The sequence below is a fragment of the Synechocystis sp. IPPAS B-1465 genome (assembly GCF_003015225.1).
GTDB lineage: Bacteria > Cyanobacteriota > Cyanobacteriia > Cyanobacteriales > Microcystaceae > Synechocystis.
In genome coordinates, this window is record NZ_CP028094.1 from 755,552 (window position 1) to 767,840 (window position 12,289).

Sequence of the window (12,289 nt, forward strand, 5' to 3'; positions counted from 1 at the left end):
CTCACTGGCCAACTGTTTAAGTTGTTTTGTTGACGGCTTTTGTGGTGCCATGACAATATATCCAAACAATAACTAAATTCTCCCCTAGACCCTCTCAAACCCCAGTTTCAGGGAAAATTATAGAAACAAGTAAACTGTTTTGGTGTTTATTGTCACAGGTTTTGGTGAGCTGGCTAACAATCATTTGTTGTAAATTAACTTATCATCTAGGTGATGTTAGTTGTCACCCATCCTATGACAATATGTGTTTAATTTGACTAGCAATAGTCCAGAGATGTTCTCTAAAACTTCGTTTTTAGGCCCATACTTCACCTTCCTACAATCCCCCTCCCCCCCATCTATTCCCTGTGACTTGAACCCCTTTGTTTGCCTTTAAGAGAAATTTAAAATCCCTTTATTTGAGCTTTAAGCACTTAGCTATTAACCTGAAATTTGACCCAGAAAAACCAATAAAAGACTTCCCCACGGTCTTTGCTGACTTCCCAAAAACCCCAATCGACCATGTACAAGTCTCCATTTTTCAAGCTCCGCTCAATTCTGCTTTTGGCTAGGAACGACCAAAGGACTGCCCCTGTTTCTGGATACACCCTCATGGAGTTGGTAGTAGTCGTGGTGGTGATTGGCATTCTGTCTGGGATTGTGGTCAACGCTAAGCCATGGTACGAAAATCCGCTCAAGAATAGCCAAGACCGCCTGCAGAGCGTCATCAAGACCGCTAGAACTAGGGCAGTAAATAGTACGTCCACCTATCGCATCACTGCTAATCCCAACAATCCTAGTCAAGCAATCCAGGTGCAAAGGATCCGAAGCGGTAGTTGCCAGGCCAATGCCACTCTGCGGGAAGCCTCCCTAGCGACCGATACCACCATTGCCTTGAATGATGTGAGTGGATTTGCCATTGGCGATCGCCTCAAGGTGGGGGGGACAGAAGCGGATGCGCTCTCGGTTAATTTTGGCAATAGCACCATAACCCTTGGGGCTCCGGTGGGGGAGAAAGCAGTGGGGACAAAGGTGGAAACTGTGAAAAATTGGAAGAATGACAGTGCCTTTCTGGACGAAGATCTCAATGTCAACAAGAAAGTCTCCCAAAACAACGCAGATATCCGCATGGTGGGGAAATTTGACAATGCGGCGGAGGAAAATTGGTCTATTTGCATTAACAGCCGTGGTCTAGTCAGCCTGTTTGATGCCGACGGTATGATGACCAGCAATCTTGATTTGGTTTTAACCAATCCCCGCACCAATGAAGAAGCCAAGGTGGTAATTTTCCCCGGTGGGGCGATGAATGCGACGGCGATCGCCATGGGCTCCGGCTCCGGTGGCGGCGGTGCAGGTTCTGAAAGTCCCACCAGTAGTGAAAGTCCCACAGGGGGAGGCGGTACTGGTGGTGAAGGCTCTGAAATTAGCGGCGGCGAAACTGAAACTAGCGGAGGTGAAACTGGCACTAGTGAAAAATGCAATAACGGCGTAGGTAATGGCCCCGAAGGTTGTTCTCCCAACGACAAGGATAACGATGAATGTCCTACCGGAGCTCCAGGTGCTCCTTGCCGAGCCGAGAAAGAAGCAAAAGAGAAAGCCGAGAAAGAAGCAAAAGAAAAAGAAGAGAAGGAGAAAGACAGCAAAGAAAATGAGGGTAAAAAATAGTTTCCTACATTCTCAACCAAACATTTTTTAGTTACAGGATCTCAGTTCATGTCAGCAAAACAACTATGGAAAATTTTCAATCCTAGACCGATGAAGGGTGGATTTACCCTGACGGAAAATCTGGTTTCTCTTATTGTCCTGAGCATTACCTTAACGGCAATGTTGCCTGCTTTTATGAACTTTGGCCTACAGAACGCAAAAAACCGCCAACTCACCGGTGCCACATCCGTAGCGAATAGCGTGATGAATGACCTCCGTAGTCAAAGCATGACTGAGTTGGACGCCCAGTTAGGCAAAACAGTATTAACCAATCTGCCTGAACAAAACGGGAATAAATACCAAGCTGACCAATATATTTGCACGAGAAGCAGTATTTTGAATCCTGATAATCCCAACGGGACTTGTTCCACAACGGTGGGAGAAAACGATTTTGCCCGCCAAATTTTAATTGAAGTTAAAGCCCCCCATAATCCCAATGAAACCATCTATCGTGTACAAACTGTTTTTTCTCGTCTCCGCTCCTAAATTCAAGCAAAAAAATAACCGTGGTGTGAGCCTGATTGAACTAATTGTTGGGGTAATTATCGGCGGCATTTTAATTCAGCTAGCTTATTTTGCCTTCTCCGTAAATCGTGAAATGTATTTAAAAGACGCGGCTAAAAATGACACCAATCAAAATCTAAAAACGGTATTTGAAATAGTGGGCCCCACCATAACCCAAGCGGGGGAAGGTATTGGCACAGATCCCAACTTTCCAGTTATTTCTATTCAACCTTTTCCCACTGGTTCGACTAATTCAGAAATCGTTGTCCGTCAGTTAAAAATAGCCACCAGATTGAGGGTTTGTGAAGATGTAACCGCTGGTGCCCAGACAGAAATTACTGTCTTGCGATCCACTGATGACAGTACTAAAACCCCTGAAATTCCTCCCGCTGGTTGTGCTCCTGTAGATGGCAATGGAGACAATTATCCTGATGATTTGGCCCAGTGGAAAAGCTATCGAGAGAGCAATGGCGGCAACCTACGGGTTTATATCTACAACGGCAATGGGCAAGGAGAATTTCTTAACTATGCCAGTGAAGCAATTTATGACGCAGGGGGAAGTGCCATCGCAGGGACTCCAACCTCAGGGCAGGTAGCTTCGGCTGCCATTGGAGTTACGGGAAACCTTACTAATAATTACACTGCCGGCGGATCAACCCAATTGCTAATTCTAGAAGAACGGGGCTATCGCCTCAATGGAACTACTCTGCAAGCAACTATTGATGGGGTTTCCATTGATGTTATTGACAACGTCGGTCAGTTTACTGTTACCGCCACAGTCATACAAAACAATACTCCTTCCGATTGCACTAGACTTCTTCCCCAAACTAGCACTTTTACCTGCGCCCCTGCCCTAACTACAACCTACAATTGGTCCCAAATTAATGGTATTAACGTTACCAGTCGTCCCGGCATTGGCGAAAATACTCCTGGCTTATCCGCCAGCAATGTTAGCCAGATTAATGGTAAATCCCAAACTCAGACTTTTTATCCACGGAATTTGATTAACTTCTAGAGCAATATAGCCTAATTTTTTGTCTATTCTATCTTCTTATAACTCTGCTTACAGCTATTTTTACTCACTAAAGTCATGAAAAATAAAGCGATTGGTAATCTTCGTCTGACTCTATTTTTATTCTCTAGAAATCCTAAGAGTAACCCTAGGGGTTATATGCTCTTTTTGGTCGTATCTCTACTAATTACCCTCTCCGGTTTGTTGGTAGCCTATGCTATTTTAGCCAAGCTTCATACCCTATCGTCTAAAGGAACTGCCATAGGAAGTAGTGGTTTCTACGGTGCAGAAGGAGCCCTGAATATGCGGGTAGAAGAATTACGGGAAGTTTTTCTGAGTGATAGAAATCCTAGCGGCACCAGTCCTAGCTCTTTAGACCAATGCCTACAGCAGTCTAACTTGGGGACCGGGGATTTCCGTTGCAAGGTGGCGAGTTTTGCTTCCCCCGATGACGCTACAGCCAATATTCTGGCTTACAGCTATGTGGTACCAGAAAACAATGGCGTGGCTACCCAGGGCACAGTGCCCCCAGGGGATACTTTTCAGGGATTGAATATGCTGGAAAGTCGCTATGCCATCAGTGCAGTTAGCGCTAAAGAAGGTGCTAGCCCTGACGAAGTAATTGCCATGACCGAAATGGTGGTAAAAAGTAGGCAAATTCCCATGTTTCAGTTTGCCGCTTTCTACGCCAACGATTTAGAAATTTTGCCTGGTGCCCGCATGGACTTAGAAGGTCCGGTTCACACTAATGGCGATCTTTTTCTGGGGGCTAACAACAATGCACCCAACGGTCTGACAATTACAGGGCAAGTCACAGTTGGTAATCAGCTTTTTAATCATCGTAAAAATGATAATTCTACTTATCCTGATGGCCGGGTACGAATTGCTAATGGAGCAGGAACTTTGATTAATTTGTTGTCTGGAGGGACTGGAGGCACTACCCAAACAACAGCGGCCATGAATCCGGCTAATGTTAATGCCAGTTGGGGAAGCCAAGTACAACTGGGGGTAGAGGCATTGTCCATTCCCACCATTAGTACCTTGGGGGTTGGGGGTAACTATGCTCAACAAGCTGATATCAACTTTGTTTATGCTCCAGAGAAAACTGGTGTTAATGTTCCTGGTATTGGCACGACCATAATTCCGTTTGATGTCACAGCTACTAAACGCGATGCGCTTGGCGCTGGAACTTCTACAACGCTGACCAATGCTCAATTGGCCAGTTTACGTCAGCCCGTTTTGGCAACAGGGGCAGCAGTAACAGCAGGAGTTTGTACTCGTGTTGGTTCAAGTCTGACTCCAGCTCAAATTGCGACTCTACCAACTGGTCTATCAGATACACTCCGTATAGCAATTCTCTCTCAAACTATCCCAGTTCCTTTTTCCGCTACCAATGTTCGTTTTTCTGATATTGATCCTCTCAACTTAAATGCCAACACTACTGCATTAACAGGGATAAGAAATATTCTCTTCGGGACTTTGAATACTGCTCAACAAACTTTGATACTGCCTTTGACTCCCAATCAAATTGCTGATTTAGCTGGTGGTTGTTTTATCAGTGCCCCCATTCAGTATAGGGATCCTGCCGCCACTGGTTACACCGCTACTGGACTAAGCTTTGTGAATAACCGCGAGCGTGACGGAGGTAATCCGAGAACCATGCGCCTGCTTCAAATAAATTTAGAAAGTTTGACCGTTTGGAATTTTCAGGGATGGTATCTTGATAATGCTGGTACAGGCTTAATTTCTGCCAATCAACTATTATTTACCACGGCCACAGCAGATAATGCCGCTCCTCTGAATTCTTTCCAAAACTTAGGTTTAGCGGCTTCCGACACCAGTAGTAATGGTTTAGTTTTTCATGCCACTGTTAGTGCCAGTGCTACCCCAAACCCCAACACCAATGCTAGTCCCTACGGATTTGTGTTGGTTGGGGGCAGGCAATTGCCAGGATTGGCAGAAACTACAAATAACTTTGATCCCACAGGTTTAACCTTTGTCAGTGATCAGGCAGTCTATGTGGTGGGAAATTACAACACTGTCAATTGGCAACCAGCAAGTGTACTGGCTGATTCGTTAAATGTTCTTTCACGTTTACGACTTAATAATGATTTCCAGCTCAATAAAGCTTCTCTTACGACGGCCCCAGTCTCGGAGGATACAACAGTTAACACGGCATTTTTGGCTGGTACAGATATAACTAACTCAACTCTGACTCCCGGCTACAATGGTGGGCTAGAAAACTATCCCCGTTTCCACGAAAATTGGGGTGGGAGAACCCTGACCTACAGAGGATCTTTTGTTAGTACAGGATTACCCGAGCGGGTTACGGGGCGATGGAGCAATCAGGTATATGGTGCACCCAATCGAGATTGGCGCTATGATACCCGATTCAATAATGCCAAGAATTTACCGCCCCTGTCTCCCCGGTTTGTATTTCTGAAACAAGAGGGCTTCTCCCGTAATTTTGACCAGTAAAACTTGTATATTTATCTCCCGTAACTAGTCCAGGAGACCACTATTTCAATGGCTACATTTGAGCATTTTTTTGGCGTCTGAAAATGGCTACTAATCGGCCCTAGAGAGAGAATTTGGGGATGGGTCACTTTTTGGGGGAAATACATCACCCTAAACTTCTCAAACATACCCTTGGGCAGAAAAAGGACTTCCGCTGTACTGTGTTAGATGGTGCCTCAGCCTAGAATCATCGTTTTTTGTCTTTGCCGACTCTGTGACTAAACCCATTGCCCCCCTCCTCAGCCTTTTAAATTACAGCCGGGTCCACCGTGCCAAAATTTACTGGGCGGTAACCTGCTCATTGCTGAACAAAATTTTTGATCTGGCTCCCCCGGCCCTAATTGGTTTAGCCGTGGATGTGGTGATCAAACAGCAGGATTCTTTCCTGTCCCGTTGGGGCATTGTTTCCGTACAAAGCCAACTGTTGGTGCTGACGGTGGCTTCGGCGGTTATTTGGGCCCTGGAATCAATTTTTGAGTATGCCTACGAGCGGCTTTGGCGTAACCTCGCCCAGGATATCCAACACGATCTGCGCCTGGATGCCTATGCCCATTTGCAACAGCTAGACCTGGCCTATTTCGAGGAAAGGAGTACGGGGCGGCTGATGGCCATTCTCAACGATGACATCAACCAGTTGGAGCGGTTTTTGGATGTGGGGGCCAACGAAATTTTGCAGGTGCTGACCACAGTGGTGGTGATTGGTGGAGCATTTTTTGTCATTACCCCGGACATTGCTTGGATGGCGGTGGTGCCCATGCCCTTTGTGCTGTTGGGGTCGATCTATTTTCAGTCTTTGCTCACTTCCCGTTATGCCCTAGTGCGGGAAAAGGTCAGTAATTTGAACAGCCGTTTGTCCAATAACCTCAGCGGCATTATGACCATCAAAAGTTTTGCCACCGAAGCGGAAGAGGTGGAACGGCTCCGGCAAGACAGTGATGCCTATCGGGACAGTAATCAACGGGCGATCGCCTTGAGTGCGGCCTTTGTGCCTTTAATTCGGGTGATTATTTTTGCCGGTTTTTCCACCATTCTCTACTTCGGTGGTTTGGATGCGGTGCGGGGTAATTTGGCGGTGGGCAGTTACAGTATGTTGGTCTTTTTAACCCAACGACTACTCTGGCCGCTGACGGGTTTGGGCAAAACTCTGGATTTATATCAACGGGCCATGGCTTCCACCCAGCGGGTGATGCAACTTTTAGCAACTCCTATTCAAGCTCATCCGGGGGAATTAAGCCTCCATCCTAGCCAGGTGCAAGGGGAATTAGTTTTCCAAAATATTAGCTTTGCCTATCCCCATCGTTCAGCGGTGTTGAAAAATGTTTCCCTAAGGGTACCGGCGGGGCAAACCATCGGCATTGTGGGGGCAACGGGGTCGGGAAAAAGCACTCTGGTCAAACTATTACTGCGACTGTACGAATGGGATAGCGGTGACATTCTCCTAGACGGGGTGGATCTGAAGAAATATTTCCTGGGGGATTTACGGCGCAGTGTCGGTTTAGTAAGCCAGGACGTGTTTTTATTCCACGGTACGGTGCGGGAGAATATTGCCTACGGCAGTGCTGACGCCACTTTGGCCCAAATTGAACGGGCGGCCAACCTAGCGGAGGCAGAGGAATTCATCAACCAGTTACCCCAGGGCTACGACACCATTATTGGCGAACGGGGACAAAAACTTTCCGGTGGTCAACGGCAACGGTTGGCGATCGCCAGGGCTATTTTAAAAAATCCTCCCATTCTGATTTTGGATGAAGCCACGTCAGCGGTGGACAACGAAACAGAGGCGGCCATTGTCCGTTCCCTGGAAAAAATCACCAAAAATCGCACCACCATTACCATTGCCCATCGCCTTTCCACTGTGCGCTATGCCGATCAAATTTACGTGCTGGAAAACGGCATGGTACAAGAAATGGGCAGCCACGAAAGCCTACTGGCTCACCAAGGACTATATGCCAAACTGTGGCGGGTGCAAACGGGGCTAAGGAGTGGGGTTAGTTAGCTCCAGTCCGGAGATAATCGGATTTTTGAAATCCTTACCCTTACCCAATGGGACTAATCGATCCAGATGCGCTCTTCCCAATCCTTTTCTGCAGTGGATTTAGCGCCATCTGCCAAAACCGAAGCTAGGTCGAAATCCTCCCGGTTGGAATTGGTGGTAGAACTGCTACTACCTTGGGTTGACTTGGTTTTACCTGTGCGTATCTTCCCGTTACCAGAATTACTGGCAAAGGGATTAAGGATAATACGTCCACCATTATCGTTTGCACGGGAGGGGGTGACTCGGTCCCGAGAAGGGGTGTTGACGGGGGCGCGGCGATCGCCCATTCCCTTGGTTTCGTAGCCTGTTTCCGTTTGTAGGCGAGTATCCCGGACAAAAGCGATGTTGCTCTGGGTATTTCGACCTTGAAAAGCAGAAGTGGTTATTGCTTCTGGCATCAAATGTTCGAGGAAATAATCAAGGGTCTTTTGTTTTACCCAACCCTTGAGCACCGCCACTGAACCAAATCTAACCCCCAATTTGCGCTGTTCTTCCAGGATTAAATTAACCTGATCCTCTTGGAGTAAATAGGCCTGCTGTAGGTAATAACCCAGGGGACGGCGATCGCGGGTTTTGACCATCCGGGGCCAGGATTCGGCAAAAAAGTCCACTGTTTCTTGGTGTAACCAGCCCCGCACCACTAAAATTTCGCCAATGGGCAGAGGGGAATATTGTTGGTCCTGGAGAGCAACCTGTATCTGGGCCTCGGTAATGAGGTCAGCTTCCCTTAAAATTTCGCCTAGCAATCGGGAACAGGGGGATTGAGCCATGACAGTGAATTCACAAAAAAGATTAGCCTAAAGTAAAGAGATACTGGCAGGTTGGGGACGCACATACGGAAAAAACAGTTCCTACCAGCCCCCTAGACCCCAAAATCCAGCAAAATCATCGCTTGCAACGTCAAAAAAACAGATATATTGACTAGAGCCGATAGCTGTCATAATAAACGATCCTTTTACCGATTGTCATTACCAAAAAAATTAAAGTTTAGCCATACCCTAAGGACAGAATTTTTTCAGACGCAGAGCGTTGGTCACCACGGAAACGGAACTAAAGGCCATGGCGGCCCCAGCCAGGATGGGATTGAGCAGTAAACCGAAGAGGGGATAGAACAGCCCAGCAGCTACGGGAATGCCGATCACGTTGTAAATAAACGCAAAGAAGAGATTTTGTCTAATATTACCCATGGTGGCCCGGCTCAGCTTGATAGCGGTCAAAATTCCCTGTAAATCTCCAGCAATCAGAGTAATATCACTGGCGGCGATCGCCACATCGGTGCCAGTACCAATGGCTATGCCCACATCGGCCTGGGCCAGGGCGGGAGCATCGTTAATGCCATCCCCCACCATGGCGACGATATTTCCCTTCTGTTGCAACTGTTCCACCTGTTGGGCTTTATCGCCGGGGCGCACTTGGGCTAACACATGGCGAATACCCACTGTGTCGGCAATGGCTTGGGCGGTGGCTTGGTTGTCTCCAGTGAGCATATAAACGGATAAACCCAGTTTTTTCAGAGCCTGTACTACCTGGGGAGAGGATGGTTTGATGGCATCGGCGATCGCCAATAGAGCTTTAACTTCCGTGTCCACTGCCAGCCAAATAACGGTTTTTTGTTCCTTTTCCCATTGCTGGGCCTGACTTTGCCATGGTTGATGCTCCGTACCAGTTACCCCCAAATCGGTTAACCAATTGGACGTTCCTAATCGTATCCATTGCCCCTGCCATTGTCCTGCCACCCCACAACCGGCGATCGCCTGGAAATTGTCTATCTCTAGCAAACTAACCTGTTGGGATTGACCATAATTAACCACCGCTTCCGCTAGGGGATGTTCGGAATATTGCTCCACACTGGCCGCCCATTGGATTAACTGTAAACTTTCCTCCGTGGAAGTGGGGGACAGAGTAAAAAAGTTGGTCACACTGGGTTTGCCCTGGGTTAACGTGCCAGTTTTATCCAGCACAATAGCAGTTAATTTTTCCGCCATTTCCAGGCTGCTAGCTTCTTTGATTAGCACGCCATACTCCGCCCCTTTACCCGTGCCCACCATCACAGACGTAGGCGTGGCCAAGCCCAACGCACAGGGACAGGCGATGATCAGCACTTCCACCAAGGTCAACACCGCCAGGGTAATATTGCCCGTGGTCAGCCACCAAATACAAAAAGCGGCGATCGCCACCACAATTACTGTGGGGACAAACCAGTGGGTGATGCGGTCAACAAAGTGCTGGATGGGAGCTTTAGAAGCTTGGGCTTGCTGTACCAGTTGGATAATTTGGGCGAGCACGGAATCCTGGCCCAACTTGCTGACTTGAATGTCTAAACTGCCGCTTTTATTCAACGTGGCCCCAATCACTTCCGTCCCAACGGTTTTATCTACCGGAAAACTTTCCCCCGTCACCAACGATTCATCCACAGTGGAATTTCCCGCCACCACCACGCCATCCACCGGAATTTTTTCCCCCGGCCGCACCCGCACCACATCGTTAATTGCCAACTCGGCGATCGCCACTGTTTCCCAGTGTTCCCCCCGTTTAACGAGTGCTGTTTGGGGTTGTAGCCCCATTAATTTACGGATCGCTGCTGAAGTTTCCCGCCGGGCCCGCTGTTCCAACGACCGCCCCAACAGAATCAGGGTGATCACCACCGCCGCCGCTTCAAAATAAACGTGGGCTGCTAACCCTTGGCTAGTTAACCATTGGGGAAAGAGGGTAATGGCTACGGAGTAAAAATACGCCGCACTGGTGCCCAAGGCTACAAGGGTATCCATGGTGGCACTGCGGGTTCTAACGGATTTCCAAGCTCCCCGATAAAACTCCGCTCCAGACCAAAACTGCACCGGCGTAGCCAATAACCATTGCAACCAGGGATCATGGAAAATATGGGGAAAATGGGGAATATTTACCCCCAGCATCATGGGCAAGGAGCCAAAAAAGAGCACAGCGCTGATTACTAACCCCGTTACCAATTTGGCCGAAAACACGGGTTTCCTATCCTCGGTTTGCTGGGAAGATAAAACCTGTTGTTTAAGCACCCTAGCGTGGTAACCCGCTCGCTCCACCGCATCTGTGAGGATTTGGGGGGTCGTTTCCCCGTGATAACTGACCACCGCCTGCTCCAGGGCAAAATTCACCTGGCAAGACTGCACCCCCGGCACTTTGGCGATCGCCCGTTCAATGCTGGAAGCACAGGCCGCACAGCGCATTCCCTCTAGTTGCAGATTGATGGTTTGGGCCATGGTTAATCGGTAATACTCAGTACAAAGAAAAGCTTACCTTCAATTTTAGCCACCGCCCATTGGCAAGCTCAGGAATAGCTCCGGGCCCCGCCTTGGTATAATTGCCTAGCTAAAGACGGACGATGTCAGCAGTGGAACTCTTTGGCAGTGACCAAATTTTTAATTTTTTAATTTACTGAGATAAGTACATGAAAACTGCATGGGTATTCCCCGGCCAAGGTTCCCAAGCTGTGGGCATGGGGGTAGATCTGCTCTCAACGGCGATCGCCAAGGAAAAATATCAGCAAGCCGAAGAAATTCTTGGCTGGTCAGTGGTGGAAAAATGCCAAGGGGATGAAGCTAGCCTGGCCCTGACCCAAAATACCCAACCCTGTTTGTACGTTATTGAAGCAATTTTGGCTGATTTGCTCAGGGATAAAGGTTTTCAGCCCGATTACGTAGCCGGTCATAGTCTGGGGGAATATTCCGCCCTCTACGCCGCTGGGGTATTTGATTTTGCCACGGGTTTGCAACTGGTTAAACAACGGTCAGAGGTGATGGCCAGCGCTTCCGGGGGCATGATGGCCGCCCTGATGAAGTTCGATCAAACCCAGTTACAGCAAGCCCTGACGGATAATACAGAGGTTGTATTAGCTAACGATAACAGCCCCGAACAGGTAGTAATTTCCGGTACTGTGGCCGGTGTAGAAGCAATTTTAGCCAACGTCAAGGCACGCCGAGCCGTGCCTCTGAAGGTTTCCGGTGCTTTCCACTCCAGCTTTATGGCCCAACCTTCCCAATCCTTCGCCCAAACCCTGACAGCTTGCCATTTCAACGACGCCACTGTGCCCGTACTCTCCAACGTTGATCCTAGCCCTACCCAAAACGGCGATCGCCTGAAAGAAAAACTAATTCAACAAATGACCGGTTCCGTGCGCTGGCGGGAAACCATGGTTAACCTAGGAGAAATTGGGGCAACGGATTATTGGGAAGTGGGCCCAGGCAAAGTACTGACTGGTCTATGTAAACGAACTTGCCCTGATCTGAACCTGAAAAATATTGGCCAATTAGACGACTTGAATTCCCTGTAGGGTGACGGAAAAGTCTGGATTTATCCCCTAAATTCCCCAATACTGGGAGGCTTTGGAATTAGATTCTGCCCATAATCAAAGGATCACAGGGACTTCTCAACCATGATCCTATGGTTCCCCTTCTCCCGTCTAGGCTTGCTAACATTGACCTTCTGGGAGTTTGTTCCCACCCCAAATTCCTCTAAGATGAACAGAGCAAGCAAGAATTTTGACGGGTTGGCAGCATCCAACA

The 12,289-nt window shown here is 48.1% G+C and carries 8 protein-coding genes; 6 read left to right on the plus strand and 2 right to left on the minus strand.

All coding sequences use genetic code 11. The features are described from left to right. Positions 1–501 precede the first annotated feature (501 nt). The 5 genes from C7I86_RS03560 (at position 502) to C7I86_RS03580 (ending at position 7,712) form a co-directional block, all read left to right on the plus strand. Entirely contained in the window at positions 502–1,644 is a 1,143-nt protein-coding gene (locus C7I86_RS03560; protein ID WP_010871891.1) for a Tfp pilus assembly protein FimT/FimU, read from the plus strand. A 48-nt stretch (positions 1,645–1,692) separates the two neighbouring features. Then, complete coding sequence (locus tag C7I86_RS03565; RefSeq protein ID WP_010871892.1) at positions 1,693–2,169, plus strand: prepilin-type N-terminal cleavage/methylation domain-containing protein; 477 nt, start codon at positions 1,693–1,695, stop codon at positions 2,167–2,169. Further along, on the plus strand, positions 2,120–3,202 hold the full coding sequence (locus tag C7I86_RS03570; RefSeq protein WP_010871893.1) for a prepilin-type N-terminal cleavage/methylation domain-containing protein: 1,083 nt from the start codon (positions 2,120–2,122) through the stop codon (positions 3,200–3,202). Before C7I86_RS03565 ends, C7I86_RS03570 begins: the two co-directional genes overlap by 50 nt. A 156-nt stretch (positions 3,203–3,358) precedes the next feature. After that, positions 3,359–5,677: a hypothetical protein gene (locus C7I86_RS03575; protein WP_020861510.1), complete on the plus strand. Its 2,319-nt coding sequence runs from the start codon at positions 3,359–3,361 to the stop codon at positions 5,675–5,677. Positions 5,678–5,930: 253 nt separating this feature from the next. Then, positions 5,931–7,712 (plus strand): ABC transporter ATP-binding protein, encoded by a 1,782-nt coding sequence (locus tag C7I86_RS03580; RefSeq protein ID WP_010871895.1) that lies wholly within the window; start codon positions 5,931–5,933, stop codon positions 7,710–7,712. A 53-nt stretch (positions 7,713–7,765) separates the two neighbouring features. Here C7I86_RS03580 and C7I86_RS03585 read toward each other — a convergent pair whose 3' ends face one another. Together C7I86_RS03585 and C7I86_RS03590 are read right to left on the minus strand one after the other, a co-directional pair. Beyond that, positions 7,766–8,521, minus strand: a complete 756-nt coding sequence (locus C7I86_RS03585) for a hypothetical protein (protein WP_010871896.1) — start codon at positions 8,519–8,521, stop codon at positions 7,766–7,768. A gap of 228 nt (positions 8,522–8,749) precedes the next feature. After that, the gene (locus C7I86_RS03590; protein ID WP_010871897.1) at positions 8,750–10,987 is read right to left on the minus strand and encodes a heavy metal translocating P-type ATPase; all 2,238 of its coding nucleotides are present in this window, start codon (positions 10,985–10,987) and stop codon (positions 8,750–8,752) included. A 188-nt stretch (positions 10,988–11,175) separates the two neighbouring features. On the opposite strand from C7I86_RS03590, the gene fabD reads away from it, so the two are divergent. After that, the gene (fabD, locus tag C7I86_RS03595; RefSeq protein ID WP_010871898.1) at positions 11,176–12,057 is read left to right on the plus strand and encodes an ACP S-malonyltransferase; all 882 of its coding nucleotides are present in this window, start codon (positions 11,176–11,178) and stop codon (positions 12,055–12,057) included. Positions 12,058–12,289: the final 232 nt, after the last annotated feature.